This is a genomic window from Streptomyces sp. NRRL WC-3626 (assembly GCF_000718785.1).
GTDB lineage: Bacteria > Actinomycetota > Actinomycetes > Streptomycetales > Streptomycetaceae > Streptomyces > Streptomyces edwardsiae.
This window is the reverse complement of record NZ_JOCA01000005.1, coordinates 86,849-113,357: the sequence shown is the minus strand read 5'-3', so window position 1 is coordinate 113,357 and position 26,509 is coordinate 86,849. Positions and strand designations below refer to the sequence as shown.

The window sequence follows — 26,509 nt, the reverse complement described above, 5'->3', positions numbered from 1 at the left end:
GGAGTCGGCTACCCGAGGAGGACGATCGTGACCGCAGGCCACCGCATCACCGTCGAGGCGAGCGACCGGCACGTGCGCGTGGAGCACGGCGGGCAGGTGCTGGCGGAGAGCGACCGGGCGCTGGTGCTGCGCGAGACGGGCTGTCCCGCGCGGTACTACATTCCGCCGCAGGACGTACGCCTCGACCTGCTGACGCCGTCCGCGACACAGACGTACTGCCCGTTCAAGGGCACGGCGTCCTACTGGTCGCTGCCGGACGCGGCGGATCTGGTGTGGGCGTACCCGGAGCCGAAGCCGGACGTGGCGCGGATCAAGGACCACCTGTGCTTCTACGAGACGCAGGCCGGCCGAGTCGCGTAGAAGGGTCGTCATCGGCGGACGCGCGGCCCGCCTCACCGATGAATCACGCGCGGTGCGGCAGTCTGGTGTGACATGGACAAGAACATCACTTCGCGCGACGGCACCTCCCTGGCGTACGAGAGCGCCGGGCAGGGTGCCACGATCGTTCTCGTCAGCGGCGCGATGTCGACGGGCGCCACGGTGGCACCGCTGGCGGCCCGCCTCGCGGAACGGTTCCGGGTGGTCGTGTACGACCGTCGGGGCCGGGGCGGGAGCGGCGACACGGCGCCGTACGCGGTCGAGCGCGAGGTCGAGGACCTGGCGGCGCTGATCGAGGCGATGGGCGGCGAGGCGGCGCTGTACGGCGTCTCCTCGGGCGGCGCGCTGGCGCTCAGGGCGGCGGCGAGCGGGCTGCCGGTGCGCCAGGTCGCCGTGTACGAGACGCCCTACGCGATGTCCGAGGAGGACCTCGGGGAGCGGGCGCGCTACACGGAGCGGCTGACGGCGGCGCTCGGCGAGGGGCGGCGCGGGGACGCGGTGGAGCTCTTCCTGCGGCTGACCGGACTGGGCGAGGACGTCATCCAAGGTGCGCGGCAGTCGCCGATGTGGGCCGGGATGGAGTCGATCGCGCCGAGCCTCGCCTACGACGACGCCGTGATGGGCGACGGGAGCGCGCCGCGCGAGCTGCTGTCGTCGATCCCGGTGCCGGTGCTGTCGATCGCGGGTGACGCGAGCCCGGCGTGGATGCGTGCGGCCGCGCGGGCGATCGCGGAGTCCGTCCCCCGGGGCACCTACCGCACCCTGGGGGGCCAGACCCACATGGTGGAACCGGATGTCCTCGCCCCGGTCCTCGCGGAGCACTTCGCTCGCTGAGCGGCGCCGGTGAGGCCCTGCGCGCAGGGCCTCGTGCGGTCAGCGGCGGGCGCGGAACCTCGACTCGAAGCGCTGGAACGCGCTTTCCTGCTGCCACTGGGCGGCGGCCTTCGGGCTGGACTCCAGCAGGTCCCGGCAGTCCGCGCCGGGGCGGGCGGCACCGAGGCCGTCGTCCTGGCACGCGGCGACCGGACGGTAGCCGTCGCGCGTGGGGTTGCCCCGCCACAGGCTCTCGCCCGTGAGGAAGGCGTACTCCAGGGAGGCGCGGGCGAGGTCCTTCAGCTCGGGGTAGGTCAGGCCGTAGGTGTCGGCGGCGTACCGGTACTCGTGGCTGATGTCGATGCGGCTGACCCCGGGGTCGTCGGTGGCCAGCACGACGGGCACGCCGTAGGAACGGTAGGTCTCGAAGGGGTGGTCGGCGCCGCGTACCCCGAGGATCTGGGCGTTGCTGGTGAAGGGCACCTCGACGGCGGTCTCGCGGGCAGCCATGGTGCGCGCGGTGCGCTGCCAGTCGTCCTCGTGGACGAGGTCGACCCCGTGCCCGACGCGGTCGGCGCGGGCGACGTCCACGGCCTCCTCGATGTGGAAGGCGAGGTCGGCGGGCTTGACCAGGCCGGGCCACAACTCACCGGCGTGCAGGGTGACATGGGCCCCCGGGTAGACGCCGCGGAGGTACTGGACCATGCGCATCTGCAGGCTGTAGTCGCGCAGGGCGACCTCCGCGTCCTCCGGCTGGACGAGGTTGACGGCCACGAACCGGTGGTCGCGTTCGGCCAGGCGCATGCCGAGGGCCAGCTGGGTGAAGACCCGCTCCGGTGAACTGCCGCGCGAAACCTGGGAGATCCAGCGCACCGGGAGCCGGCAGGCGGGCTGGGGGTCGTCGGTGCCGCAGCGGGCGGCGGTACGGAACTCGGCGTCGGCGTCGTCGGATTCCCCGCGGGCCTCGTCGACCACCCGGTCGAGCCTGCCCCCGGCCGTCAGTTTCTCGTGCAGCCGGGCCAGGTCCGGGTCCCAGCCGACCTCGGCGGCGAGGTTCCTCGCCCCGTCGGAGGCCGGGGTGACCATGGTCTCCAGATAGAACTGGTGCTGCGCGGCGACGTCGCCCGCGACCTCGGCGAGCAGTTTCCCGCGGTGCCGCCACGTCACTTCGCCGAACTTGCCGAAGGTGTCGAAGAAGTGGTCGTGGCCGTTGCCGTCGGCCGGGAAGTCCTGCATGGACCAGGCGCGCACGATCGCGTCGTGGAAGGCGCGGTCGGTGCGGGCGTCCGCGGCGGGCCGGGTGCCGTCTCCGCACGGTGGTGCGACGGCGGTCGTCGTCGCGGTGTCGATGCAGAGCCCGTCCTCGGCGGCCAGTTCGACGAGGTACTCGGTGCGGACCGCGCCGGAGAGGTGATTGTGCAGGTCACCGCCCTTGGGGAGGCGGCGGAAGAAGTCCTCCGCCAGCCGCGGGTCGTCACGGATCGCGTCCAGCCGGGCGGCCGTGGCCGCCTCGGAGCCGGTCAGCGGGCGCGAGGACTGCCGGGCCGTACGGTCGGGAGCGGGGGCGTCGGCGTGGGCGGCGGGCAGCACCGCCGGTGAGGACAGCAGCGCCAGGGCGCTGAGGCCGGTGGCGGCTGCGGTGCGGGTACGGCGCGAGAGGCCGGGAATCCGATGAGTCACACCCGGTGATCGTCACAGCGGGCGCCCGGGACACGGGTCCGGGGCGATGTGCGCCGGGCGATCACCCGCGTGGAGGAACCCACGCGGGCCGGGGGCGCGCGACCAGGCCCGGCCTCGCGTCCCGGGTCAGACGGCCGAGTGTGTCCTCGCCGCGCGGCTCGTGGTGGCGATGGTGGCGGAGCCCACCACGCGTGTGCCGTCGTACAGGACGATCGCCTGGCCGGGGGCGACGCCGCGGACGGGCTCGGCGAAGCTCACCCGGAGTTCCCCGTCGACGGCCTCGGCCGTCACCTCGGTCTCGCCGCCGTGCGCGCGCAGCTGGGCGGTGTAGGTGCCGCGGCCCACGGGAGCGGCACCGCACCAGCGGGGCTTGATCGCGGAGAGGGCGGTGACGTCGAGGGCGGCCGCGGGGCCGACGGTGACCGTGTTGTTCACCGGGGAGATGTCGAGGACGTAGCGGGGCTTGCCGTCGGCGGCCGGGGTGCCGATCCGCAGGCCCTTGCGCTGGCCGATGGTGAAGCCGTACGCGCCCTCGTGCGTGCCGACCTTGGTGCCGCTCTCGTCGACGATGTCGCCCTCGGCCCTGCCGAGGCGGTTCGCGAGGAATCCCTGGGTGTCGCCGTCGGCGATGAAGCAGATGTCGTGCGAGTCGGGCTTCTTGGCCACGGCGAGTCCGCGTCGCTCGGCCTCCGCGCGGATCTCCTCCTTGGTGGTGACGGTGTCGCCGAGGGGGAACATCGCGTGGGCGAGCTGCCGGTCGTCGAGCACGCCGAGGACGTAACTCTGGTCCTTCGCCATGTCGGAGGCGCGGTGCAGCTCACGCGTGCCGTCCTCACGCAGGATCACCTGCGCGTAGTGGCCGGTGCAGACGGCGTCGAAGCCGAGCGCGAGGGCCTTGTCGAGGAGGGCGGCGAACTTGATCTTCTCGTTGCAGCGCAGGCACGGGTTGGGGGTGCGGCCGGCCTCGTACTCGGCGACGAAGTCCTCGACGACGTCCTCGCGGAAGCGGTCGGCGAGGTCCCACACGTAGAACGGGATGCCGATGACGTCGGCGGCGCGGCGGGCGTCGCGCGAGTCCTCGATGGTGCAGCAGCCGCGCGCGCCGGTGCGGAACGACTGGGGGTTCGCGGAGAGCGCGAGGTGGACGCCGGTCACGTCGTGGCCCGCTTCGGCCGCGCGGGCGGCGGCGACGGCGGAATCGACTCCGCCGGACATGGCGGCCAGGACGCGGAGGGGGCGGGAGCGCTGCGAGGTGTCAGTCATAACCACTCCAGGGTACGGGGGCCCGGGAACCACGGCCGCCGAGTATCCGTTCTCGATCACATGGGGGCACAGAAGGCATCCGAGGACGGGGACCGGCGCATCGGGCGGCGGGCCCTCATCGTGGGCGGGGTCGCGGCCGCGGCGGGCACGGCGGTGCTGGCGCGGGACGAGCTGGCGCGGCTGTGGTGGCGCATGCCGGGGGTGGAGAAGCCGCGCGAGGAGGGCGCGGTCGACTACGCGGGCGCCAGCTGGGTGGCGGCGTCGGACGCCAACTGGCGCCGTGCGGACCGGCCGGACGACTTCGGCATCGACATGGTGATCGTCCATGTCACCCAGGGCAGCTTCGACAGCGCGGTGCAGGCGTTCCAGGACCCGGGGCACAAGGCGGCGGCGCACTACATCGTCGGGCAGGACGGACGTGTCACGCAGATGATCCGTGAGCTGGACGTGGCGTACCACGCGGGCAACCGCGACTACAACGAGCGCAGCGTCGGCATCGAGCACGAGGGCTTCGTGGACCGCCCCGAGGATCTCACCGACGAGATGTACGAGGCGTCGGCCCGCCTCACGGCCCGAATATGCGCCCGCTACGACATCCCGGTCGACCGCGCACACATCCTCGGCCACGTGGAGGTCCCGGGCACGGACCACACCGACCCGGGCCCCCACTGGGACTGGGACCGCTACATGAAACTGGTCCGCGCGGCCCGCACGGCCCAGGCCGCCCCCTCGGGCTCCCCGTCACCCACGTCCCGCTAGGTCAGGCCCGCCGCCCGGCTCTGTGCGCCGGGCAGGACAGTGACCGCTCACCCCGGCTGCGGCGCTCCCGCGAACTCCTCTGCGGCCGGAAGCAGGTCGGTGATCAGCTGCCAGACCTCCTTGGCGTCGATCCGGACCAGCTTGAGCGGGGTGGTGTCGTCCACCTGACCGGGCAGGATGGGCTCGGCGGGCAGCTGGCGATGCCAGTAGCCGAGGGGCCCGCAGTCCCACACAGCGAACCCGCGAACCCGCGGGGCCGGGGCCCCGCCGTCGTGTCCCTGCCACGCGGCGGTCATCCGCCAGCTGGAACGCATCCCGGCGATCAGCTTGGCAAGCGTAGTGAGCTGGGACGTCCCGGTGAGTCCGGCACCTTTCAGCGCCTCGGCCACCCGGTCGACGCCCTCCTCGGCCGTCAGGCCGTGGAGACTGTCCAGGGTGTCGAGCCCCGCGTCGAGGACGGCCGTGGTCGCCTCGACCACGGGCGTGGCGACCTCCACGGTGTCCTCTCCCTGGAGATTGACCATCCGGGCCAGCGCCCAGACGAGCATGGCCGGCTCCAGCCGGACGTACTCCGACTCCTCGGAGCCCGGCCATGACTCGTGGGAGTAGACGTAGCCGTCGCCGATGGTGACGCCGTGGTGGAGGGTTCCGTGCTCGCCCAACGCCTCCACGTGGAGGACGACTGCGGGGGCCCGCAGGGTGCCGACCAGCGGGCTCACCATAAGGTCGAGGTTTCCGGACCGGTCCGTGAGGCCGGCCTCGCGCAGTTCACGGTCGGCCCCGGCCAGTTCCGGGGGCACATCCTCCCCTTCGACGCGGTGGCGGAGGACGGCCAGGTGACTCTCGGCAAGACGGAACCGGCCCCGGGTGCTGTCATACGAGGGCATTGTGTCGCTTTCGTCGGCGGCGGAAGGATCGGACGGCGATGACGCAGGCGGTTCACGAGGTCACTGGAAGATCTCCAGCCAGTTCAGCGACCTGTTGAGGAAAGCGCGGACGGCGCCGCCCCGGGTGAGGTTGCGGGTGTTGACGCCGACCAGCACGGCGGCCAGCGCGAGGTCGGTGGCGTCGGCCGGACCGAGGACGGTGAAGGTGGCCTTCTTCCGAGCGCCGCTGCCGTGCCGGCCGGTCCGGATCTCGACGCCGTCGCGGATCAGGGCGCGGTCGCGGTGCCGTCGGCCGGTCGCCAGATAGCGGTACTCCCGCCCGGCGGCCTGCATGCGCAGGGCACGTCCGGCTCTGGTCTGTGCCCAGCGGTTGCGCTTGATGCGGATTCCGGTCCCACCGGTGCTGAGCTGCGCCATGTGGAGGGAGGGCTTACGTCCGTAGGCCCAGCCGTCGAAGGAAGTGGCGGGGACGGTGTCCCCGCTGACCTCGGTGACATGACGGTCGCCGTGCCGCTTCGCCGGGTAGACCACCTCGATCCGCCCGAACTCACCTGCCGTTCCCCGGTACCCGAACTTCCAGGTCAGCCGATGGCCTGACCGGTCTTCCCAGTGTTCCAGGGTGTACGTCTGCTGCATGATCCCTTCCCCCCGCGCCGCTCGGCGCGGATGTGCCATGGCCGGCTTCAGTCGAACGGATTGAGGGCGCTGCCGAGTTTCTTGGCACCGTCGGAGATGGCCTCTCCCGCCTTTTCGGCCTTGTCACCGACCCAGTCCGCTGCCTCCTCCGCGGCCGCCTCGATCTTGTCCGAGTTGTCCCAGATCAGGGTTCCGGCATAGGCGAGACCGGTGCCGACGGCGAGACCGATGGTGACCGGGTTGGGAGCGATCATCGCGGCGGTGAGCGAGGCGTTGAAGGCCGTACCGGTCCAGTTGGAGAGGTACTTGGCCTTGTCCTCCTTCCACGCCTTGCCGTGGTCCATGGTCGCCAGGTTGGCCACGCCCCAGGCGGTGGCGCCGGCGGATCCGACGATACCGGCGCCGCGAATCCATCCGGCGGCCTTGGCCGCGTTGGCGAGACCGCCGCGCTGGGCGACGCGGAGCAGGTTCGCCTCGGTGGAGGTCGGCAGGTAGAAGGCGCCCTTGCGCATGTGTCCGGCGAGCATCGCCGCTTCATCGGAACCGGCGAGCGCGCCGGTCGGCACTCGGGTCAGCCAGCTGCCGGCCTTGGGGATCCGGGACAGTTTGTCCCAGTGGCCGTTGATCATGCGTGCGGTGAAGGTAACTCCGCGCCGGTCAGGCTACCGACGGCTTACGTCAGGCCCGCCGCGCGGGCTCGTTCGACCGCCGGGCCGATGGCCTTGGCCACGGCCTCCACGTCGGCTTCCGTGGAGGTGTGGCCGAGGGAGAAGCGGAGGGTGCCGCGGGCGAGGTCGGGGTCCACCCCGGTGGCCAGGAGGACGTGGCTGGGCTGGGCCACGCCGGCGGTGCAGGCGGAGCCGGTGGAGCATTCGATGCCCTGGGCGTCGAGGAGGAGGAGCAGGGAGTCGCCCTCGCAGCCGGGGAAGATGAAGTGCGCGTTGGCCGGAAGGCGTCCCCCGGGAGCGGGGTCGCCGCCGAGGATGGCGTCCGGGACGGCGTCGAGGACCGCGGTGACCAGGTCGTCGCGCAGCGTGCCGATCTCGCGGGCGAACCACTCCCGCTGTTCGGCGGCGAGCCGTCCGGCGGTCGCGAAGGAGGCGACGGCGGGGACGTCGAGGGTGCCGGAGCGGACGTGGCGTTCCTGGCCGCCGCCGTGGAGTACGGGTACGGGGGTGTGCTCGCGGCCCAGGACCAGCGCGCCGATGCCGTACGGGCCGCCGATCTTGTGGCCGGACACGGTCATCGCGGCGAGCCCCGACGCGGCGAAGTCCACCGGGATCTGACCGAAGGCCTGGACCGCGTCGGAGTGCAGCGGTACGCCGAACTCGGCGGCCGTCTCGGCGAGTTCGCGGACCGGCAGGATCGTCCCGATCTCGTTGTTGGCCCACATGACCGTGGCGAGGGCGACGTCGTCGGGGTCGCGGGCGATGGCCTCGCGCAGGGCCTCCGGGTGCACCCTGCCGTATGCGTCGACGGGCAGGTACTCGACGGTGGCGCCCTCGTGCTCGCCGAGCCAGTGGACGGCGTCGAGGACGGCGTGGTGTTCGACGGGGCCGGCGAGGATGCGGGTGCGGGCCGGGTCGGCGTCGCGGCGGGACCAGTAGAGGCCCTTCACGGCGAGGTTGTCGGCCTCCGTCCCGCCGGAGGTGAGGACGATCTCGCTGGGGCGGGCGCCGAGGGACTCGGCGAGGGTCTCGCGGGCCTCCTCGACGGTGCGCCGGGCGCGGCGGCCGGCCGCGTGGAGGGAGGAGGCGTTGCCGGTGACGCCCAGGTGCGCGGTGAGCGCCTCGACCGCCTCGGGAAGCATCGGGGTGGTCGCGGCGTGGTCGAGGTAAGCCATGGTGGGGCCGATTCTACGGGGCCCGGTGCGGGGGTCGCGGGGGGCGGTTGGCCGGGTCTCGCGGTTGGCCGGGGAGTGCCGCCCGCTCAGAAGCTCCACGAGATCGTGTTGTCCGCCTGGACGAACGCGGCGAGGACGAGGAGGTCGGCGATGCCGAGGCCCAGGCCCAGGAGTGCGCGGCCGCGCCGGGTCGTGCCCCGCCACAGTGCCACGGCCGCCAGCACGATCGCGGTCGGTCCTAGGAAGACGTTGAGGACGAGCAGGCCCAGCAGGCCCAGGACGAAGGAGGCGACTGCCATGCCGTCGGCGTCGCGGGCGGTGGTGCGGCGGGTGGCCGTTGCGGTGAGGTGCATGGTGGATTCCTCGGTCCGTGTGGGGGTCAGCTTGTCGGACGTTCGCCGCCGCGGCGCTCGCGGAGCGTGAAGATGCCCAGCCATACGGCGATGACCGCGCCCGCGGCCAGGGAGAAGGTGAGCGGGGCGTGGACGACCGTGCCGAGTGCTACGCCGAGAAGGAGGAGTGTCGCTACGAGGAACAGCATGTGGATCCCTCCGAGACTTTGCGTACAGTTGTTCACTGACTTTTCAGTCTAACCCTTCCGCGGCTTCCCATGCTGGGAGAACAGTTGTTGACTGGATGGCATGAGTCACACCCTCGGTGCCCGGCAGGCCCAGAAGCAGAAGACACGGCGGGCACTGCTCGACGCGGCGCTCGGACTGCTGGAGGAGCAGAGTCTGAGCAGCCTCGGGCTGCGTGAGGTCACGCGTGCGGTGGGGGTGGCGCCGACCGCCTTCTACCGGCACTTCCGGTCCGTCGAGGATCTGGGGGTGGCGCTGGTGGAGGAGGCGCTGGGGAGTCTTCATCCGATGATCCGGACCATCGTGTCCACGACGGGGGACGGTGACGAACGCGTCGCCCGGGCGGTGGAGTTGATCGCCGGGCATGTGGACGCGTATCCGGCGCATGTGCGGTTCATCGCGCGGGAGCGGCATGGGGGGGTGCGGGTGGTGCGGGGGGCGATACGGGAGCAGTTGGCGTTGTTCGCCGGGGAGGTGCGGGACGCGTTGGCTTCCGATCCGGTGTCGCTGGGGTGGGAGCCGGAGGATCTGCTGATGCTGGCGCAGTTGTACGTGGATCAGATGCTGGTGACGGCTTCGGCTTTGCTGGAGGCGGTGGGGGATGGGGCGGGCGAGCGGGAGCGGGTGGTTCGGGACGCGGTGCGGCGGATGCGGTTGATCGGCATCGGGCGTGCGCATTGGGTGGGGGGTGGGTGACGGGGGGCCTTTTTCTCGCCCCCGCCGCCCCTTCCCGTTCCCGGCCTCCGGGGGCTCTGCCCCCGGGCCCCGGCTCCTCAAACGCCGGAGGGGCTGGGTGGTGCGGAAGGGCTGATTCGGGGTAACTACAGGCGGGCCCTTGCCAGTTGGCGGGACTGGGCCACCAGGCGGTCCTTGCTGTCCCAGACCTCCGCGTCCTCCTCCAGGAAGCCGCCGGCCAGGTTGCGGGTGGTGACCGAGACGCGCAGGGGGCCCGGGGCGGGGCGGCTGCGGACGTGGACCGTCAGTTCCACCGTGGGGACCCAGCCGGACAGACCCAGTTCGAAGGCGGTCGGGGGCAGCGCGTCCACCGCCAGGAGCAGTGCGAACGGGTCCGGGTCCCGGCCGTCGGCCAGGCCGAACCATGCCCGCATCTCCCCCTTGCCCGACGGCTGTCCGAGCGCCCACCCCAGCGTCGACGGGTCGAGCTTGAGCATCAGACGCTCGGTGATGGCGGAGCTGCCGTCGACGGGGGCGGGACCGTCCTCGGGGCCGAAGCACTGCTCCATCGGCGGTATCGCGGGCGGCTCGGCCGTCGTACGGACGTCGTCGGGGAGGGCGTCCAGGTCGCCGTACGAGGCGAGGACGCGGATGCGCTCCACCTCGCGCCCCTCCTCGTCCCGCTGGAAGAGGGACGCCTGACCGGTCGACAGGGTCCGTCCCGTGCGCACGGCCTCGGTGCGGACGACCGCCGGGCCCGGCTGGGAGGCGGTCAGATAGTGCGCCGAGATGGTGAACGGGTCGGAGTGCGGCAGGGCGTCCGCGAGCGCGCGGCCCAGGACGGCCAGCAGATAACCGCCGTTGACGGCGTTGATGATCGTCCAGCCGGCGGAGAGGTCGATGTCGTAGACGCCGGGCTCGCGCGGGGTGACCGCGGTGTCGCGGTCGAACTCACTGGCGCCGATGGAGGCCCGGGTGGGCTGGGCGGAGGCTGCTTCTGGCATGACTGAACAGTACAAGAGGATAATACTAAGCGGTAGCTTTTCTCTTGCGGTCGCGCTGACTACTCCTCACTGACCGTCGAACGGCGGTGCCAGGCCCGAGGGGCCCGCCAGTGGTAGCGCATCGCGAGCAGCCGCAGCACGAACGCCGTGACCACGGCGACGGTGCTGGTCGCCGCGTTCAGCACGTCGAGGCGGATGCACAGCGCGGTCAGGGTGGCGCCGACGATGGCCGGTACGGCGTACAGGTCGCGGTCCCAGCGCAGCAGCGACGGCACCTCGTTGGCGAGCACGTCCCGCAGCACACCGCCGCCGACGGCTGTCGCGAGGCCGAGGCAGGCGGAGGCGGTCAGGCCGAGGCCGTAGTCGTACGCCTTGGTCGTGCCGACGACGCAGAACAGGCCGAGGCCTGCCGCGTCGAACACGTTGACACCGGTCTGGATGCGCTCCACGTGCGGATGGAGGAAGAACACCAGGACCGTGGCGAAGAGCGGGGTGACGAAGTACCCCAGGTCCGTGAAGGCGGCCGGCGGTACGGCGCCGATGACCAGGTCGCGGAAGAGCCCGCCGCCGAGCGCGGTGACCTCGGCGAGCACGGCGATGCCGAAGACGTCGAAGTTCTTGCGGACGGCCAGCAGGGCGCCGGAGATCGCGAAGACGAAGATGCCGATCAGGTCGAGCGTATGCAGGACGGACGGACTGAACAGTTGCTGGAGCACCCTTACATTCTCACCCAACAAGAACCCCCCGCCTTGCAAAGCAAGGCGGGGGGCGATGGGGACTTGCTACCTCGGACCGATCAGCGGAGCTGCCGGAAGGTTCGAGAAGTACGGCGGCCGGTCAGACGGTACCGCCCGAGCCCTTGCCGGACTCTTCCGGCGCCGCGGCGTCGGAGTCCTTCGCGGCGGCGTCGGCCGTCCGGTCGCCCGGCGCGTCGGCTGCCGTCGGCATCTTCTCCTTGACCGCCGCGGCGTCCGGCTTGGTCGTCGAGTCGGCCGGCAGGAGTACCGAGGGAACCTCCGCCTCGGCCACGGTCGGCTCGACCACCACGTCTTCTCCCGCCGTGACGGCCTCGATGCCCGTGGGCCGGGTCAGCTCCAGCGCCCCGGACGCGATCTCCTCGGCGAAGTGGCAGGCCACCCGGTGGCCGCCGCCGATCTCCCGCAGTTCCGGCCGCTCCGTCGCGCAGCGCGAGGCCTGTGCCCACGGGCAGCGCGTGTGGAAGCGGCAGCCGCTCGGCGGGTTGGCCGGAGAGGGCAGGTCGCCGGTGAGGAGGATGCGCTCGCGCTTGTCCTCCACCTCGGGGTCCGGCACCGGCACGGCCGACATCAGGGCCTTGGTGTACGGGTGCTTCGGCTCGGCGTACAGCGCGTCGCTCGGCGCCTCCTCGACCAGCGAACCCAGGTACATCACACCGATGGTGTCGGAGATGTGCCGGACGACGGCGAGGTCGTGGGCGATCACCACATAGGTGAGGCCCAGCTCCTCCTGGAGATCGTCCAGCAGGTTGATGACCTGCGCCTGCACCGACACGTCGAGCGCGGAGACCGGCTCGTCGCAGATGATCACGTCGGGTTCGAGGACGAGGGCGCGGGCGATGCCGATGCGCTGGCGCTGGCCGCCGGAGAACTCGTGCGGGTAGCGCGCGAGCGCGTTGGAGGGCAGGCCGACCTTGTCCAGGATCGACTTGATCTTCTCCCGGCGCTCTTCCTGGTCCTTGCCGATGCCGTGGGCGACCATGCCCTCGGACAGGATCGACTCGATGTTCTGCCGGGGGTTGAGCGAGCCCAGCGGGTCCTGGAAGACCATCTGGAGCCGGCGCCGGAAGCGGCGCATCTCCTCGCCCGGCAGCTTCGCCAGGTCGGTGCCGTCGAGGACGACGGACCCCTCGGTGATGTCCACCAGCCGCAGCACGGACCGCCCGAGGGTGGTCTTGCCACAGCCGGACTCGCCGACCAGACCGTAGGTCTCGCCGGCCTCGACCTTGAGGGACACCCCGTCCACGGCGTAGACGTGACCGACCGTGCGGTCGACGAAGACGCCCTTCTTGATGGGGAAGTGGACCTTGACGCCGTCCAGTTCGAGCAGGCTCATGCGCTGACCTCCTCGGCCTTCGCGTCGTCGAGTACGGGGTTGACACACCGCACCTGGTGGCCGGCCGCACGCGGCTCGGTCAGCTGCGGGGTGCCGGTCAGGCAGCCCATCTCGTACCGGTCGCAGCGGGGGGCGAAGGCGCAGCCGTCGGCCCAGGCGATGCGGTCGTTGATGGAGCCGCGGATGGGGGTGAGGGGTTCGCCCCGGGGCGCGTCCAGCCGCGGGATGGAGCCCAGCAGTCCGTGCGCGTAGGGGTGGGTCGGGTGACCGAACAGCTCGCGGCGCCCGGCGGACTCCACGGTCTTGCCCGCGTAGAGCACGTTGACCTGGTCGCAGAGACCGGCGACCACACCCAGGTCGTGGGTGATCATCAGCAGGGCGGTGCCCTCCTGGTCCACGAGTTCCTTGAGCAGCTCCAGGATCTGCGCCTGGATGGTCACGTCGAGGGCGGTGGTGGGCTCGTCGGCGATGAGCATGCGGGGGGCGCAGGCCACCGCCATGGCGATCAGCGCGCGCTGGCGCATGCCGCCGGAGAGCTGGTGCGGGTACTCCTTGAGCCGCCGGGTCGGGTCGGGGATGCCGACCCGGTCCAGCAGATGGGCGGCCTCCTTGCGGGCGGCCTCGCCCTTGAGCCCGCGGTGGCGCTCCAGGATCTCGGTGACCTGCACGCCGATCGGCACGACCGGGTTGAGCGAGGACAGCGGGTCCTGGAAGATCATCGCCATTTCGCTGCCGCGCAGGTCGCGGCGGGCGGACGAGCTCATGGTGAACAGGTCCGTACCGTCGAACTCGGCGCGGCCGCCGATGGTGACGCCCTTGTGCGGGAGCAGGCCCATCAGGGCCAGGGAGGTGACGGACTTACCGCAGCCGGACTCGCCGACCAGGCCCACGACCTGGCCCTGGTCGACCTCGAAGGAGACGCCGTCGACCGCCCGGGACTCCTTGCGGCCCCGGCCGCCGAAGGTGATGGTCAGTTCGTCGACAGTGAGCAGAGACATAGTGGTTCAGCCCCTCAGCTTCGGGTCGAGGGCTTCCCGCATGGCCTCGCCGAGGAGGGTGAAGCCGAGGGCGGTGATGATGATGCCGACGGCGGGATAGACCGCCATCATCGGCGCGTTGTCGAAGAACCGCTGCGCCTGGGTGAGCATGACGCCCCACTCGGGGATCGCCGGGTCGGGGTTGCCGAGGCCCAGGTAGGACAGGGCGGCCGCCTCGATGATCGCGGTGGCCAGGGAGAGCGTGGCCTGCACGATCACCGGGCTGAGCGAGTTGGGGATGATCTGCGAGAGGACGATGCGCCGCTTGCGTACACCCAGGGACCTGGCCGCGAGCACGTACTCCGCACTGCCCTGCGCCAGCATGGAGCCGCGCAGCAGCCGGGCGAACACCGGGATCTGGACGACACCCACCGCGATCATCACGGTGGTCAGCGACTGACCCATCACCGCGGCGATGGACACCGCCAGCAGCAGCGACGGCATGGCCAGCATGATGTCGATGAAGCGCATGATGACGGAGTCGATCCGCCTGCCGGTGTCGCCGCCGAGGGTGGCGAAGGCGCCGGCGAGACCGCCGATGACGAAGCCGATCACCAGGCCGATCAGGGTGGCGACGACGCCGACGAGCAGCGTCTGACGGGCGCCGACCAGCATGCGGGAGAACATGTCCCGGCCGAGGTGGTCGAGCCCGAACCAGTTCTCGGCGCGCATGTTGACGAACTCGCCCCGGTTGGGGAAGACCTCGTTGCGCCAGGTCTGGGCGGTCGGCGAGTACGGGGCGATGTACGGCCCGACGATCGCGAGGACGACGAACAGGGCGATGACGACCGCGCCGATGATCGCCATCTTGCTGCGCTTGAGGCGTCGGAACGCCTCACGCCAGAGGCTGGCGCCGGTGCTGGTCTCCTTGGTGGCGGCCAGTTCCGCGAGACGCTGGATCTTGTCGGTCTTGGTGGCGACGCTCATTAGTGCACCCGCACTCTCGGGTCGATGAGGCTGTACGCCAGGTCCACCAGCAAGTTGATCAGGACGTAAATCAGCGCGATGAACATGATGAAACCGACGAGCACGGGGTAGTCACGGCCGTCGATCGCGGTCCGGATGAAGGAGCCGATGCCGCCGAAGGAGAACACCGACTCGGTCAGGACCGCGCCGGACAGCAGGGAGCCGGTGAGCAGACCGACCGCGGTCACGACGGGGAGCATCGCGTTGCGCAGCACGTGCCGGCTCCGGATGACGCTCCGCTTGAGGCCCTTGGCCTCGGCGGTGCGGACGTAGTCCTCGTCCTGCACCTCGAGAACGCTGGCGCGGGTCATGCGCACGATGACGGCGAGCGGGATGGACGCGAGCGCGACGGACGGCAGGATCAAGTGCATGATCGCGTCCCAGGAAGCGTCCAACTCCCCCGTGAGGACGCCGTCCAGGACGGCGAAGCCGGTCACGTCGGTGGCGTTGATACCGGTGTCCTGGCGCCCGAAGGCGGGGAAGATGCCGAGGTTGACGGCGAAGACCTGCTTCAGCAGCAGGGCCAGGAAGAAGACCGGGATGCAGATGCCGACGAGCGAGCCGGAGACGGACGTCACATCGAGCCAGCCACCGCGGTTGCGGGCCGCGAAGTAGCCGAGGGGCACACCGACGGCGACCGCGATGAGGATCGCGAGGAGGGACAGCTCCACGGTCGCGGGGAAGCGCAGGACGAACTCGTCCCACACCGGCTGACCCGTCTGGGTGGAGGTGCCCAGGTCCAGCTGGAAGATGCGCTTCAGGAAGCGCCAGTACTGGACGTAAACGGGCTGGTCGAGCCCGAGCGCACGGTTGATGCGCACCACTTCGGCCTCGGTGGCCTTCTCCCCCAGGATCGCTGAGGCGGGCCCACCGGGCAGACGGTCTAGCCACAGGAAGAGCAGAACCGACAGGCCGAGCAGCGTGGGTATGAGCTGGAGCAGTCTTCGTACGACGAGACGCAGCACCCCGCATGCCCCTTTCTTGCGTGATCACTTACATGAATGGACCCGCCCGGTCGCCGAGTTGCGACGACCGGGCGGACCCCCCGTTTCTGGTTTCCTACCGCTGTTCGCCTACTTGAAGGAGGTCTCCGCGAAGACTTCCTGCGTCAGCGGGGAGACGTTCGGCGGGTTCACGTTCTTGGCGAACGCGATGGCCGGCGGGGACGACGAGATCGGAACACCCGGGAGGTAGTTCATGATGGCCTCGTTGGCCTTCTCGTACGCGGCGGTGCGCTCCTCGGCCTTGCCGAGCTTCGAACCGGCGTTCACCGCGTCGAAGACCTTCTTGTCCTTGAAGCCCCACTGCTTGTCGTACCCGGCGAACCAGGTGCCGATGAAGTTGTAGCCGTCGTTGAAGTCACCGGTCCAGCCGAGCATGTGCAGGGCGCAGGAGCCCGCCTCGGTGGCGTCGATGTAGTCCGGGGCCCACTTCATGGCCTTGGCCTTGACGGTGATGCCGGCCTTCTCCAGGTCGGCCTTCATCAGCTCGAACAGGTCCTGCGGGGCAGGCATGTACGGGCGGGTGACCTCGGTCGGGTAGCAGAACTCGATCTCGAGCTTCTCCTCACCGGCCTTCTTCAGGAGACCCTTCGCGGCGGTGGTGTCGAAGGGGTACTGCTTCACGTTCTTGGAGTAGCCCGCGATGGTGTCCGGCATGAACTGGTCGGCGACCTTGCCACCCTCGGGCAGCTGGGTCTTGACCAGGTTCTCCTTGTCGATCGCCTGCGCGATCGCCTGGCGGACGTCCTTCTTCTTGAGGGCCTTGTTGGCCTCCTGGCTCATGCCCACGTAGAAGAGGTTGAAGACGCCACGGGTCGGGACGACGTAGCCCTGGTCCTCGAGGGTCTTGACGTCGGCCGGGGCGACCAGGTCGTAACCGTCGATGTCACCGGCCTGGAGCGCCTGGCGGCGGCCCTCTTCGGTGTCGATGGTGCGGAAGACCAGGTTCTTGATCTTGGCCTTGTCACCCCAGTAGTCGTCGAAGCGCTCAAGGGAGACTTCCTTGTTGCCCTTGTTCCACTTCGTGATCTTGTACGGGCCGGTACCGGCGACCGTGCCGGCCTCCTGGCTGTACTTGGGGTAGGTGATGGCGTCGCCCTTGGCGGTCGCCTCTTCCTTCTCGTACGCCTTGAGGGCCTTCGGCGAGTGGATCGCCAGGGCCTGGAGGGAGAAGCCGCCGGGAAGGTTGGCGGAAGGCTCCTTGACCTCGATGACGGCGGTGTTGTCGTCCTTCGCGGTGCAGGACTTGTAGTTCGCCTTCGGCGTCTCCTTGTCCTCGTTCTTCGCGAAGCCGCCCATGATGGTCTGCCAGTAGTACGAGACCGCGCTGGACTGGTACGTGCCCGTCCAGTTGAACCAGTGGTCGTAGTTGGCGCAGACCGCCGCGGCGTTGAACGCCTCGCCGTCGTGGAACTTCACGTTCTTGCGGAGGTTGAAGGTCCAGACGGTGCCCTTGTCGTTGCTCGACCAGGTCTCGGCGAGACCGCCGACGAGCTTGGTGCCGCCGGACTCGTGCTCGAGCAGGGCCTCGAACGCCTGGCGCGTCACGCGGAAGGTTTCACCGTCGCTCGCGAGGGCAGGGTCCAGGGAGCCAGGATCACCGGCGCCGGCGAAGACGAAGGTGTCCTTGTCGCCGCTGCCTTCGTTGTCAGCGTCCCGTTCGCTGGAGCAGCCCGTGGCGATCAGACCGACCGCGACCGCGGCCGTGATCGCCCGAGCGGTTCGGGACTTGAATATGCGCATACTGGGGCCACTCCGGGTCCGCTATGTGGATGCATCTTGACCGGCCGAACACTACAGACGTTCGCAGTCGGTCAGGAACAGTCCGGATACCGGTGATACAGACCTGAGATCTGAACAGTTGACATATGGGGCGGTTCAGGCATCCCCTCGTGAAGATTTAACCCTTCGGTTACATAGATCGTGTGCAGGTCGCGCCCCGGGGCGTGAAGAACGGGTGAAACCGCAGGTGACGGGCGGTCATCAGGTGATAGCGGGGCGCGCATGGCCGAAAACGTGGCCGGAAGACGCCGGTTCACGCAGAGTGAGCGGACGCCTCGACTCCGGTCGGGCCGCTGTCCACTTGGTGGACAGTGACGGCCCGTCAGCAGGGTGCCGTACGGCCTGATCAGCCCCGGTGCGCCGGCGGGTAGCCGTAGGCGCCCGCGGGGGGCACGGCGCCGTGCGCCTCACGGTCGTAGAACGGGCGGGAGTTGGCGCGCAGCCACATCGCGACCGGATCGTGCGCGTCGGACATCGCGACGGTCGACACGGGCAGTCCTTCGGGGACCGCGCCGACGGACTGCTGCATCATCGCCCGTACGGCGTCGACCGCCGGCGGGGAGGTGTCGTACACGTCCAGGCCGATGGCGAGGTACGGGGCGCCCAGGGCGGGTTGCACCCAGGCGCGGCGCAGGGCGCGGACGGCGGGGGTGCGGTGGGCGTTCTGTGCGAGGAGGGCGTAGAACTGCGGGATCTCGATGGCCGGTTCGGACAGCCGCAGCGGTCCGGCGGGCCTGCGGTCCAGGCCGCCGGCGATCCGGCGCAGATCCAGCCAGGGGATGCCGACACCGCCGCCGGGGGCGTGCGGGTTGAGCCAGAGTCCGAAGTGGTCGGGGTAGAGCGCGCGGGCGACTTCGAGGCCGTCGACCACCTCGTACGACCGGTGCCAGCCGCTGGCGGAGAGTTCCTGGGCGGAGGTGACACAGGGGGCGTAGCCGAGGCCGTCGACCTCCATGTTTCCGTACTGGGCGTCCGGGGAGCCGGCCTGGCCGTGCCAGAGCAGCATCCAGACCTGGCCGGAGGCGGGGGTCGCGAGGGCGCGCAGCAGGGCCTCGTATGCGTCGTAACGCCCGGGCGTCACCTGGCGCAGCATGTGCTCGACCTGTCCGGTCGCCGCGGTGCCAGCGCTCACTTGTATCGCCCCTCCGTACCTCGCCATCGGATGGGCCTAGCTTAAGCCGATGCCTGTGCGGTGCGGTGCGGTGCGTGTCCGAGAGCTCGGGGCTCTGGCGCCGCGGGCGGGTGCGGGTTCGTTGTGGCTTGTCGCGCAGTTCCCCGCGCCCCTGGGGGTGGGCGCGCCCGCGCGGCGGAGCCGCATGTCGATACAGCCCCGCGCCCCTGGGGGTGCGCGTGCCCGCGCGGCGGAGCCGCATGTCGATACAGCCCCGCGCCCCTGGGGGTGGGCGCGCCCGCGCGGCGGAGCCGCATGTCGATACAGCCCCGCGCCCCTGGGGGTGCGCGTGCCCGTGCCTCCTACCGCTGGTAGAAGGGGGTGACCCTGGTGCGGAGGTAGTCGGCCACGGGGTCCTGGGTCAGGTCCAGGGCGATCAGGTTGACCGGCCAGGGGGGCGGGGACTGGGTCAGGGCCCGGCCCAGGGCGTTCAGGGGGAGGGTGCGGGGGTCTCCCTCCCAGGAGGAGAGCTCCACGCCGATGAACAGGGCCGGGGTCGCCGTTTCGATCGCGGCGAGGCAGCGGCGGGCCGTGGTGACGACGCCGATCGCGTCGAACTCCGCCGACGCCGCGGCGAGGAAGTCCACCGGGTCGTCCTGCCAGTCGGGTTCGAACAGCCGGACCCGGCCGCCGCCCGCCGGGCCGGCCGGCAGGGCGTGTCCGGCTCGGCAGAGTTCGGCCACCGCCGGCGGCGGCAGCGGGATGCCGACCACACCGCCGGGGTTCACCGCGATGCCGACCTGCGGCGGCAGGCCGCGGGCGAACTCCACGGCGGGCGCGATCGTGTACGACAGATGGGAGCCGGCGACCTGGCGGAACTGCTCCTCGGAGCTGAAGACGGGGACGTAGGCCTGGCCGTCGAGTTCCATGGTGGGCAGGTCCAGGTCGGTGCTGTCGCGGCCGCCGCCGTTCGGCAGCGGGATCCAGACGAAGCTGCGGCCCAGCACCTCCACGACCCTGCCGCCCGCCGAGGGGACGCCGAGGGAGGCGGAGAGCACCTCCTCCAGCTCGTTGCCGGGCCATCCGCCGTGCGGGTGGGGGTGCGTCTGCGCCGGGAAGTCCGCCGGGAAGTCCATCTGCCTACCGCCTGCTGCCTGGAACCACTGCTGTGCCCGAAAGGCTATCCGGTCATCCGGTGAAGCCGACCCGGTGCAGCGCGTCGGCCGCGTCCCGGTCGATCAGGACCGCCGATCCGCAGCCCGCGGGCAGGCCGCCGCGCTCCACGGCGCGCAACAGCCGCTCGCTCGCGGAGCGGTGGCGCAGGAACGCGTACCGGGAGACACCGCGTCCGCGTTCGCGCTGGCCGGCCAGGGCCTGCTGCGGGGTGACGTCCAGCAGCAGCAGATGCAGGCTCGCGCCCCGGCGGCGGGCCTCGCGGGCCAGCCAGCGGCGCACCCAGGCCTGGGTGCCGCAGTCGTGCACGACGACGGGCGTGCCGGAGCGCAGGGCGCGGCGCAGTCCGGCGTAGTGGGCGAGGCGGACCAGCGGGCGGTACACCGCGTACGGCAGCAGGCGCGGCATACGGCGGTCCCAACGGTCGCGGGTGTCCTGGGAGTCGACCCGGCCGCCGTGCACCGCGCGCCGCATCAGCGTGGACTTGCCGCTGCCGGGCAGCCCGGTGACCACGACGAGGTCGCGGGGTCCGAAGAGCAGGGCGCGCGGGCTCCGGCCGGCCCGGGCGCGCAGATCGCGGACGACGGGCGCCGGCAGCGCGCCGCGGGCCCGGCGGGCCTGCGCGGCCGGCTGCTGGGGCAGCGTGACGCCCGTCGTGGTGGCGCACGCCGTGGTCCTGTTCACCGTGATCGTCCTCCCCTGGGGCCGGTACGGATACCGGTCCCCGCCGAGTGTAAAGAGAAGGTAATGCCCGGGTCTCTCGTTTCCGTCCGTTTCCTGAAACAGGCCTGTCACAGCCCGCCGTGACCGTGCCCGTACGCCCCGTACACCCCCAGGGAAGGGTCCCCCTGCCGCACCCCGACAATGCGTGCAATGATGTGCGCGCCAACTGCATACCGGCCGTTCGAATCCGCGCGGGAGAGTCCCCGGCACTGTTTGCCGCCGGGGCGCCGAAGGAGCAAGTCCCTCCCTTGAATCTCTCAGGCCCCGTTACCGCGCGGGCGAGGCACATCTGAAAAGCGGGCCGCCCGAGGCATGCAGCAGTGCTCCGGTGGCCCCACCCAAGGTGCAAGTCAGGACGCCCCGCGTGGGTGGTCATGGCGAACCTCTCAGGTTCCGATGACAGATGGGGAGGACGCCCTCGCCCGTCATGCCTTTGGGAGACCCGACCGATGAGCAGTACCGAACCCCGTCGGACCGCGCTCGACGCCCTGCACCGCTCGCTCGGTGCGACGATGACCGACTTCGCCGGCTGGGACATGCCGCTGCGCTACGGCTCCGAGCGCGACGAGCACAACGCCGTGCGCACGAAGGCCGGCCTGTTCGACCTCTCGCACATGGGCGAGATCGCCGTCTCCGGACCGGCGGCCGCCGCGCTCCTCGACCACGCCCTGGTCGGCAACATCGGCGGGGTGAAGCCCGGCCGCGCCCGCTACACCATGATCTGCCGCGAGGACGGCGGCATCCTGGACGACCTGATCGTCTACCGGCTCGGCGACACCGAGTATCTGGTGGTCGCCAACGCCTCCAACGCCCAGGTGGTCCTGGACGCGCTCGTCGAGCGGTCGGCCGGCTTCGACGCCGAGGTCCGCGACGACCGTGACGCGTACGCGCTGCTCGCCGTGCAGGGCCCCGAGTCCGCCGGCATCCTCGCCTCGCTCACCGACGCCGACCTGGAGGGCCTGAAGTACTACGCCGGTCTGCCGGGCACGGTCGCCGGTGTGCCCGCGCTCGTCGCCCGTACCGGCTACACCGGCGAGGACGGCTTCGAGCTGTTCGTGAAGCCCGAGCACGCGGTTGAGCTGTGGCAGGCGCTGACCAAGGCCGGTGAGGCGGCCGGGCTCGTTCCCTGCGGGCTGTCCTGCCGGGACACGCTCCGCCTGGAGGCGGGCATGCCGCTGTACGGCAATGAGCTGAGCCCTTCCCTCACGCCCTTCGACGCCGGTCTCGGCCGGGTGGTGAAGTTCGAGAAGGAGGGCGACTTCGTGGGCCGTACGGCGCTCGCCGAGGCCGCCGAGCGTGCCGCCGCCGTGCCGCCGCGGGTGCTGGTCGGTCTGGTCGCCGAGGGCCGCCGGGTCCCGCGCGCCGGGTACGCGGTCGTGGCCGGCGGCGAGGTGGTCGGCGAGGTCACCTCGGGCGCCCCCTCCCCCACGCTGGGCAGGCCGATCGCGATGGCGTACGTCGACGCGGCGCACGCGGCGCCGGGCACCGAGGGTGTGGGCGTCGACATCCGGGGCAGCCACGAGCCGTACGAGGTCGTGGCGCTGCCCTTCTACAAGCGGCAGAAGTGACACCGTCGGACGACGGCTTTCCACGCACGAGGTGAGCGGGCCGTCGTGCCCGCCCACGGGTGCCGTACGCGGTCCCCTCAGTCATCAGCACTTCCCCCGTACAGGAGAATCCAGGCCATGAGCAACCCCACGCAGCTGCGTTACAGCAAGGAGCACGAGTGGCTGTCGGCCGCCGAGGACGGCGTGTCGACGGTCGGCATCACGGAGCACGCGGCCAACGCGCTCGGCGACGTGGTCTTCGTCCAGCTCCCCGAGGTCGGTGACACCGTTTCCGCGGGCGAGACCTGCGGCGAGCTGGAGTCCACCAAGTCGGTCAGCGACCTGTACTCCCCCGTCGGCGGTGAGATCACCGAGATCAACGAGGACGTCGTCAACGACCCGTCGCTGGTGAACTCGGCCCCCTTCGAGGGCGGCTGGCTGTTCAAGGTGCGTGTCACCGACGAGCCGGCCGACCTGCTGTCCGCCGCCGAGTACGACGCCGAAATCGCCGGCTGAGGAGTCGTAGCCGCATGTCCGTTCTGAACACGCCCCTGCACGAGCTCGACCCGGCCGTCGCCGCCGCCGTCGACGCCGAGCTGCACCGCCAGCAGTCCACCCTCGAGATGATCGCCTCGGAGAACTTCGCCCCGGTCGCGGTCATGGAGGCCCAGGGCTCGGTCCTCACCAACAAGTACGCCGAGGGGTACCCCGGCCGCCGCTACTACGGCGGCTGCGAGCACGTCGACGTGATCGAGCAGATCGCCATCGACCGGGTCAAGGACCTGTTCGGCGCCGAGCACGCCAATGTGCAGCCGCACTCCGGCGCGCAGGCCAACGCCGCCGCGATGTTCGCGCTGCTCAAGCCCGGTGACACGATCATGGGTCTGAACCTCGCGCACGGCGGGCACCTGACCCACGGCATGAAGATCAATTTCTCCGGCAAGCTCTACGACGTGGTGCCGTACCACGTCGGCGACGACGGCCAGGTCGACATGGCCGAGGTCGAGCGGCTCGCCAAGGAGAGCAAGCCGAAGCTGATCGTGGCCGGCTGGTCGGCGTATCCGCGCCGGCTGGACTTCGCCGCGTTCCGCCGGATCGCGGACGAGGTCGGCGCCTACCTCATGGTCGACATGGCGCACTTCGCCGGTCTGGTCGCCGCGGGCCTGCACCCGAACCCGGTGCCGCACGCCCACGTGGTGACCACCACCACGCACAAGACCCTCGGCGGTCCGCGCGGCGGTGTGATCCTCTCCACGGCCGAACTGGCCAAGAAGATCAACTCCGCGGTGTTCCCGGGGCAGCAGGGCGGCCCGCTGGAGCACGTGGTCGCCGCGAAGGCGGTCGCCTTCAAGGTGTGCGCCTCGGAGGAGTTCAAGGAGCGCCAGCGCCGCACCCTCGAGGGCGCCCGCATCCTGGCCGAGCGCCTGGTCAAGGACGATGTGAAGGCCGTGGGCGTGGACGTGCTGTCCGGCGGCACGGACGTGCACCTGGTCCTGGTCGACCTGCGGAACTCGGAGCTGGACGGCCAGCAGGCCGAGGACCGCCTCCACGAGGTCGGCATCACCGTCAACCGCAACGCGATCCCGAACGACCCGCGCCCGCCGATGGTCACCTCGGGTCTGCGGATCGGCACGCCCGCCCTGGCCACCCGGGGCTTCACGGCCGAGGACTTCACCGAGGTCGCGGACGTGATCGCCGAGACGCTGAAGCCGTCCTACGACGTGGACGCGCTCCGGGCCCGGGTCACGGCACTCGCCGCGAAGCACCCGCTGTACCCCGGTCTGCAGTAATTTCGTACGCTTTCCTTTGTACGGACATCCGGGGCATCGCGCACACTGGGTCAGTGTGCGCGGTGCCCCGTGGCATGCACCCGCAGGAACGATCCCTCTTCTCTGTGCACCACCCCTTCCCGGTGGACAGCGTCGTCCGCCGAACCCTTAGGAGTCCCCCCGTGGCCATCTCGGTCTTCGATCTGTTCTCGATCGGCATCGGCCCGTCCAGCTCGCACACGGTCGGCCCGATGCGGGCCGCCCGGATGTTCGCCCGGCGGCTGCGCAACGAGGACCTGCTGGACTCGGTCGCCTCGGTCCGCGCGGAGCTGTACGGCTCCCTGGGCGCCACCGGGCACGGCCACGGCACGCCCAAGGCGGTCCTGCTCGGCCTGGAGGGCGACTCGCCCCGCACGGTCGACGTGGAGTCGGCCGACGAGCGGGTGGAGAAGATCAGGCACGGCGGCCGGATCCGGCTGCTCGGCGAGCACGAGATCGCGTTCTCCTTCGACGACGACATGGTCCTGCACCGCCGCAAGGCGCTCCCCTACCACGCCAACGGCATGACCCTGTGGGCGTTCGACGCCTCCGGTGCGGAGCTGCTGACGAAGACGTACTACTCGGTGGGCGGCGGTTTCGTCGTCGACGAGGACGCGGTGGGCGCGGACCGCATCGTGCTGGACGACACGGTCCTGAAGTACCCCTTCCGCACGGGCGACGAGCTGCTGCGCCTGACGCAGGAGACCGGCCTGTCCATCTCCGCCCTGATGCTGGAGAACGAGCGGGCCTGGCGCGGCGAGGAGGAGATCCGCGAGGGACTGCTGGAGATCTGGCGGGTGATGCGGGCCTGCGTCGACCGCGGCATGTCCCGCGAGGGCATCCTGCCGGGCGGTCTGAAGGTCCGCCGCCGCGCCGCGAACACCGCGCGCAAGCTGCGCTCCGAGGGCGACCCGAAGGCCCTCGCCATGGAGTGGATCACCCTGTACGCCATGGCCGTGAACGAGGAGAACGCGGCCGGCGGCCGGGTCGTCACCGCGCCGACGAACGGCGCGGCCGGGATCATCCCCGCCGTCCTGCACTACTACATGAACTTCGTCCCCGGCGCCGACGAGGAGGGCGTGGTCCGCTTCCTGCTGGCCGCCGGCGCGATCGGCATGCTCTTCAAGGAGAACGCCTCCATCTCGGGCGCCGAGGTCGGCTGCCAGGGCGAGGTCGGTTCCGCCTGCTCGATGGCGGCGGGCGCCCTCGCGGAGGTACTGGGCGGCTCCCCCGAGCAGGTGGAGAACGCGGCCGAGATCGGCATGGAGCACAACCTCGGCCTGACCTGCGACCCCGTCGGCGGTCTCGTCCAGATCCCGTGCATCGAGCGCAACGGCATGGCCGCGGTGAAGGCGGTCACGGCAGCCCGCATGGCGATGCGCGGCGACGGCTCGCACAAGGTCTCCCTCGACAAGGTCATCAAGACGATGAAGGAGACCGGCGCGGACATGTCCGTCAAGTACAAGGAGACCGCGCGGGGCGGGCTGGCGGTCAACATCATCGAGTGCTGAGGGTCCGGCTCCACGCCGCCGGACCGGCCCGGCGGGTGCCCGTGCCTATGCGCCGAGTGCCTCGCGCAGGGCCGGGACGAGCTTCCGCGCCCACGCGTTCGAGGTCTCCCGGGCCGGGTTCGCCGTGATCACCCAAGCGATCATGGGTCCGACACGGACCCAGGTGTAGACGTAGCCGGGCTGAGTGCAGGTGAACGCCTCGTCGCCGATGTCCACCGGTCCCGCGTCCGGCAGACAGCCGTACATGATGCGCAGGGCCGCCATGGAATCGACGGCGTCGGCGGTCGCCGTCCGCGTGCCGGACGCCTCGACCGCGGTCAGGTCGATGGCGACCCCTTCCCCTCCCGCGCCGGAGTCGGTGATCTTCCCCGGCCCATGATGCTCGTACGGGTCCGGGTCGTCGAGGTCCCAGCACTGTTGGCGTGCGATGTTGGTGAGGTTCATCCCCTCGGCCGACTCGGTGGCCCATCCGCCGTGCGTCCAGCCGAAAGGCATCTCAAGACTGCTGAGGACGTGGTCGATCTCCTCGGCCCCCAACGGTCGGACGTCCGCGGCCGGGGTGTCGGTGTCCTCGGAGGCAGTCCCGTCGCCGCCGGTCGACCGGGCCGCCGGTTCGTCCTCGGGACCCGGCGCCCGGCCCGCGGCGCCAGGTTCCGTCCGGGACGGCGAGTCGTCGCCCCTGATGGCCCGGGACACTCCGTACACGCCGAAAACGAGCGCCACGACCAGCACGACCGCGAGCGTCACGAGCGTCGCGCGGGCCGCCGGCGTGTTCTGGATCGTGACGGGCCCCAGGGAGATCGTGTTACCCCGCAACTTCGCGCCGGCCCCGATCTGTATGCCGTTGTTGACCGAGGGCTGGGGGCCCCTCACCGCTGCTTCGAGCTGGGACCTGAAAGCGGGATCCGCGGCGACATGCGGCTGGAGTGCTTCCTCCAGTCGTGCGGCCGTCCCCGGATCGGCGGGACGTTCGTCCAGGTCGGTCAGGGCCGCCTGTCCGTCAGGAGTACCGCTGATCCGGCGCCGCACCATGTCGGTGACCATCTGGCCCACGCTCGAGCCCACGGCTGACGCGGCTCCACTGGCCATCCCGGTCATCACTCTGACCGCTTCCACCACCACAGCGTCGAACGCCACCGCACCCCCAGCGCATGTGCACGACAAAAGGGAGTCAAGTATGCCGCAACTTCCGTGCTGGCCACAGGAGTTGCCGACAGGGCGGCACGACCGGATACGGCGAGCT

General features: G+C 70.9%; 27 protein-coding genes and 1 riboswitch. Of the genes, 8 read left to right on the top strand and 19 right to left on the bottom strand.

The features are described 5' to 3' along the window. Positions 1-27 precede the first annotated feature (27 nt). Together IF28_RS0109560 and IF28_RS0109555 are read left to right on the top strand one after the other, a co-directional pair. Positions 28-360: a DUF427 domain-containing protein gene (locus tag IF28_RS0109560; protein WP_030216511.1), complete on the top strand. Its 333-nt coding sequence runs from the start codon at positions 28-30 to the stop codon at positions 358-360. Positions 361-432: 72 nt separating this feature from the next. Beyond that, positions 433-1,212 (top strand): alpha/beta fold hydrolase, encoded by a 780-nt coding sequence (locus tag IF28_RS0109555; protein ID WP_030216510.1) that lies wholly within the window; start codon positions 433-435, stop codon positions 1,210-1,212. Between the two features lie 39 nt (positions 1,213-1,251). Here IF28_RS0109555 and IF28_RS0109550 read toward each other — a convergent pair whose 3' ends face one another. Then, complete coding sequence (locus IF28_RS0109550; RefSeq protein ID WP_030216509.1) at positions 1,252-2,871, bottom strand: adenosine deaminase family protein; 1,620 nt, start codon at positions 2,869-2,871, stop codon at positions 1,252-1,254. Positions 2,872-2,997: 126 nt separating this feature from the next. Next, positions 2,998-4,134, bottom strand: coding sequence for a tRNA 2-thiouridine(34) synthase MnmA (gene mnmA / locus IF28_RS0109545; RefSeq protein WP_030216508.1), 1,137 nt, complete (start codon positions 4,132-4,134; stop codon positions 2,998-3,000). Positions 4,135-4,194: 60 nt separating this feature from the next. On the opposite strand from mnmA, the gene IF28_RS0109540 reads away from it, so the two are divergent. Continuing rightward, positions 4,195-4,893, top strand: a complete 699-nt coding sequence (locus tag IF28_RS0109540) for an N-acetylmuramoyl-L-alanine amidase (protein WP_030216507.1) — start codon at positions 4,195-4,197, stop codon at positions 4,891-4,893. 47 nt (positions 4,894-4,940) lie between these two features. Here the strand turns inward: IF28_RS0109540 and IF28_RS0109535 are convergent, their stop codons facing one another. The 6 genes from IF28_RS0109535 to IF28_RS38575 all read right to left on the bottom strand — a co-directional run bounded on the left by IF28_RS0109535 (position 4,941) and on the right by IF28_RS38575 (position 8,800). After that, positions 4,941-5,780: a hypothetical protein gene (locus tag IF28_RS0109535; protein ID WP_030216506.1), complete on the bottom strand. Its 840-nt coding sequence runs from the start codon at positions 5,778-5,780 to the stop codon at positions 4,941-4,943. A gap of 60 nt (positions 5,781-5,840) precedes the next feature. Continuing rightward, a complete protein-coding gene (locus tag IF28_RS0109530) occupies positions 5,841-6,416 on the bottom strand; it encodes a hypothetical protein (RefSeq protein ID WP_234325073.1) in 576 nt (191 codons plus the stop codon). A gap of 47 nt (positions 6,417-6,463) precedes the next feature. After that, on the bottom strand, positions 6,464-7,045 hold the full coding sequence (locus IF28_RS0109525; RefSeq protein ID WP_406710218.1) for a hypothetical protein: 582 nt from the start codon (positions 7,043-7,045) through the stop codon (positions 6,464-6,466). A gap of 44 nt (positions 7,046-7,089) precedes the next feature. After that, on the bottom strand, positions 7,090-8,259 hold the full coding sequence (locus IF28_RS0109520) for a cysteine desulfurase family protein (protein WP_030216503.1): 1,170 nt from the start codon (positions 8,257-8,259) through the stop codon (positions 7,090-7,092). Positions 8,260-8,345: 86 nt separating this feature from the next. After that, complete coding sequence (locus tag IF28_RS0109515) at positions 8,346-8,612, bottom strand: hypothetical protein (RefSeq protein ID WP_030216502.1); 267 nt, start codon at positions 8,610-8,612, stop codon at positions 8,346-8,348. A gap of 26 nt (positions 8,613-8,638) precedes the next feature. Then, positions 8,639-8,800 carry a hypothetical protein gene (locus IF28_RS38575; protein ID WP_030216501.1) on the bottom strand — a complete coding sequence of 54 codons (162 nt, stop codon included), beginning with the start codon at positions 8,798-8,800 and terminating at the stop codon, positions 8,639-8,641. Between the two features lie 100 nt (positions 8,801-8,900). Here IF28_RS38575 and IF28_RS0109505 point away from each other — a divergent pair, with 100 nt between their 5' ends. Next, on the top strand, positions 8,901-9,533 hold the full coding sequence (locus IF28_RS0109505) for a TetR family transcriptional regulator (protein ID WP_030216500.1): 633 nt from the start codon (positions 8,901-8,903) through the stop codon (positions 9,531-9,533). Between the two features lie 125 nt (positions 9,534-9,658). Here IF28_RS0109505 and IF28_RS0109500 read toward each other — a convergent pair whose 3' ends face one another. The 10 genes from IF28_RS0109500 to IF28_RS0109455 form a co-directional block, all read right to left on the bottom strand. Beyond that, positions 9,659-10,516: a thioesterase family protein gene (locus tag IF28_RS0109500; protein WP_030216499.1), complete on the bottom strand. Its 858-nt coding sequence runs from the start codon at positions 10,514-10,516 to the stop codon at positions 9,659-9,661. Positions 10,517-10,575: 59 nt separating this feature from the next. Then, a complete protein-coding gene (locus IF28_RS0109495; RefSeq protein ID WP_030216498.1) occupies positions 10,576-11,232 on the bottom strand; it encodes a trimeric intracellular cation channel family protein in 657 nt (218 codons plus the stop codon). A gap of 121 nt (positions 11,233-11,353) precedes the next feature. Beyond that, on the bottom strand, positions 11,354-12,607 hold the full coding sequence (locus IF28_RS0109490; RefSeq protein WP_051713694.1) for an ABC transporter ATP-binding protein: 1,254 nt from the start codon (positions 12,605-12,607) through the stop codon (positions 11,354-11,356). After that, positions 12,604-13,605: an ABC transporter ATP-binding protein gene (locus IF28_RS0109485; protein WP_030216496.1), complete on the bottom strand. Its 1,002-nt coding sequence runs from the start codon at positions 13,603-13,605 to the stop codon at positions 12,604-12,606. Before IF28_RS0109485 ends, IF28_RS0109490 begins: the two co-directional genes overlap by 4 nt. A 6-nt stretch (positions 13,606-13,611) precedes the next feature. Then, positions 13,612-14,571, bottom strand: coding sequence for an ABC transporter permease (locus IF28_RS0109480; protein WP_030216495.1), 960 nt, complete (start codon positions 14,569-14,571; stop codon positions 13,612-13,614). Beyond that, complete coding sequence (locus IF28_RS0109475) at positions 14,571-15,575, bottom strand: ABC transporter permease (protein ID WP_030216494.1); 1,005 nt, start codon at positions 15,573-15,575, stop codon at positions 14,571-14,573. The genes IF28_RS0109480 and IF28_RS0109475 overlap by 1 nt, the downstream gene beginning before the upstream one ends. Before the next feature lie 108 nt (positions 15,576-15,683). Beyond that, positions 15,684-17,354, bottom strand: a complete 1,671-nt coding sequence (locus IF28_RS0109470) for an ABC transporter substrate-binding protein (protein ID WP_030216493.1) — start codon at positions 17,352-17,354, stop codon at positions 15,684-15,686. A 385-nt stretch (positions 17,355-17,739) separates the two neighbouring features. Next, positions 17,740-18,552 (bottom strand): enhanced serine sensitivity protein SseB C-terminal domain-containing protein, encoded by an 813-nt coding sequence (locus tag IF28_RS0109465; protein ID WP_106982028.1) that lies wholly within the window; start codon positions 18,550-18,552, stop codon positions 17,740-17,742. Between the two features lie 314 nt (positions 18,553-18,866). Then, positions 18,867-19,640 carry an enhanced serine sensitivity protein SseB gene (locus tag IF28_RS0109460; RefSeq protein WP_030216491.1) on the bottom strand — a complete coding sequence of 258 codons (774 nt, stop codon included), beginning with the start codon at positions 19,638-19,640 and terminating at the stop codon, positions 18,867-18,869. Positions 19,641-19,692: 52 nt separating this feature from the next. Then, a complete protein-coding gene (locus IF28_RS0109455; RefSeq protein ID WP_030216490.1) occupies positions 19,693-20,361 on the bottom strand; it encodes an AAA family ATPase in 669 nt (222 codons plus the stop codon). 221 nt (positions 20,362-20,582) lie between these two features. Beyond that, positions 20,583-20,683: riboswitch (glycine riboswitch) on the top strand. A gap of 166 nt (positions 20,684-20,849) precedes the next feature. Here IF28_RS0109455 and gcvT point away from each other — a divergent pair. The 4 genes from gcvT (at position 20,850) to IF28_RS0109435 (ending at position 25,266) form a co-directional block, all read left to right on the top strand. Further along, positions 20,850-21,968 carry a glycine cleavage system aminomethyltransferase GcvT gene (gcvT, locus tag IF28_RS0109450; protein ID WP_030216489.1) on the top strand — a complete coding sequence of 373 codons (1,119 nt, stop codon included), beginning with the start codon at positions 20,850-20,852 and terminating at the stop codon, positions 21,966-21,968. 117 nt (positions 21,969-22,085) lie between these two features. Then, positions 22,086-22,463 (top strand): glycine cleavage system protein GcvH, encoded by a 378-nt coding sequence (gene gcvH, locus IF28_RS0109445; RefSeq protein WP_030216488.1) that lies wholly within the window; start codon positions 22,086-22,088, stop codon positions 22,461-22,463. A 14-nt stretch (positions 22,464-22,477) separates the two neighbouring features. Then, positions 22,478-23,737 carry a serine hydroxymethyltransferase gene (gene glyA / locus IF28_RS0109440; RefSeq protein ID WP_030216487.1) on the top strand — a complete coding sequence of 420 codons (1,260 nt, stop codon included), beginning with the start codon at positions 22,478-22,480 and terminating at the stop codon, positions 23,735-23,737. Positions 23,738-23,898: 161 nt separating this feature from the next. Next, on the top strand, positions 23,899-25,266 hold the full coding sequence (locus IF28_RS0109435; protein WP_030216486.1) for an L-serine ammonia-lyase: 1,368 nt from the start codon (positions 23,899-23,901) through the stop codon (positions 25,264-25,266). Between the two features lie 45 nt (positions 25,267-25,311). Here IF28_RS0109435 and IF28_RS0109430 read toward each other — a convergent pair whose 3' ends face one another. Beyond that, the gene (locus IF28_RS0109430) at positions 25,312-26,331 is read right to left on the bottom strand and encodes a hypothetical protein (RefSeq protein ID WP_030216485.1); all 1,020 of its coding nucleotides are present in this window, start codon (positions 26,329-26,331) and stop codon (positions 25,312-25,314) included. Between the last annotated feature and the right edge of the window lie 178 nt (positions 26,332-26,509).

What these genes read in the sequence shown, in the direction of transcription:
- IF28_RS0109555 (WP_030216510.1), top strand. Translation starts at nt 433, where the DNA reads ATGGACAAGAACATCACTTCGCGCGACGGCACCTCCCTGGCGTACGAG.
- mnmA (WP_030216508.1), bottom strand. Translation starts at nt 4,134, where the DNA reads ATGACTGACACCTCGCAGCGCTCCCGCCCCCTCCGCGTCCTGGCCGCC.
- IF28_RS0109540 (WP_030216507.1), top strand. Translation starts at nt 4,195, where the DNA reads ATGGGGGCACAGAAGGCATCCGAGGACGGGGACCGGCGCATCGGGCGG.
- IF28_RS0109535 (WP_030216506.1), bottom strand. Translation starts at nt 5,780, where the DNA reads ATGCCCTCGTATGACAGCACCCGGGGCCGGTTCCGTCTTGCCGAGAGT.
- IF28_RS0109530 (WP_234325073.1), bottom strand. Translation starts at nt 6,416, where the DNA reads ATGCAGCAGACGTACACCCTGGAACACTGGGAAGACCGGTCAGGCCAT.
- IF28_RS0109525 (WP_406710218.1), bottom strand. Translation starts at nt 7,045, where the DNA reads ATGATCAACGGCCACTGGGACAAACTGTCCCGGATCCCCAAGGCCGGC.
- IF28_RS0109520 (WP_030216503.1), bottom strand. Translation starts at nt 8,259, where the DNA reads ATGGCTTACCTCGACCACGCCGCGACCACCCCGATGCTTCCCGAGGCG.
- IF28_RS0109515 (WP_030216502.1), bottom strand. Translation starts at nt 8,612, where the DNA reads ATGCACCTCACCGCAACGGCCACCCGCCGCACCACCGCCCGCGACGCC.
- IF28_RS38575 (WP_030216501.1), bottom strand. Translation starts at nt 8,800, where the DNA reads ATGCTGTTCCTCGTAGCGACACTCCTCCTTCTCGGCGTAGCACTCGGC.
- IF28_RS0109505 (WP_030216500.1), top strand. Translation starts at nt 8,901, where the DNA reads ATGAGTCACACCCTCGGTGCCCGGCAGGCCCAGAAGCAGAAGACACGG.
- IF28_RS0109500 (WP_030216499.1), bottom strand. Translation starts at nt 10,516, where the DNA reads ATGCCAGAAGCAGCCTCCGCCCAGCCCACCCGGGCCTCCATCGGCGCC.
- IF28_RS0109490 (WP_051713694.1), bottom strand. Translation starts at nt 12,607, where the DNA reads ATGAGCCTGCTCGAACTGGACGGCGTCAAGGTCCACTTCCCCATCAAG.
- IF28_RS0109485 (WP_030216496.1), bottom strand. Translation starts at nt 13,605, where the DNA reads ATGTCTCTGCTCACTGTCGACGAACTGACCATCACCTTCGGCGGCCGG.
- IF28_RS0109480 (WP_030216495.1), bottom strand. Translation starts at nt 14,571, where the DNA reads ATGAGCGTCGCCACCAAGACCGACAAGATCCAGCGTCTCGCGGAACTG.
- IF28_RS0109470 (WP_030216493.1), bottom strand. Translation starts at nt 17,354, where the DNA reads ATGCGCATATTCAAGTCCCGAACCGCTCGGGCGATCACGGCCGCGGTC.
- IF28_RS0109465 (WP_106982028.1), bottom strand. Translation starts at nt 18,552, where the DNA reads ATGGCGAGGTACGGAGGGGCGATACAAGTGAGCGCTGGCACCGCGGCG.
- IF28_RS0109460 (WP_030216491.1), bottom strand. Translation starts at nt 19,640, where the DNA reads ATGGACTTCCCGGCGGACTTCCCGGCGCAGACGCACCCCCACCCGCAC.
- gcvT (WP_030216489.1), top strand. Translation starts at nt 20,850, where the DNA reads ATGAGCAGTACCGAACCCCGTCGGACCGCGCTCGACGCCCTGCACCGC.
- gcvH (WP_030216488.1), top strand. Translation starts at nt 22,086, where the DNA reads ATGAGCAACCCCACGCAGCTGCGTTACAGCAAGGAGCACGAGTGGCTG.
- glyA (WP_030216487.1), top strand. Translation starts at nt 22,478, where the DNA reads ATGTCCGTTCTGAACACGCCCCTGCACGAGCTCGACCCGGCCGTCGCC.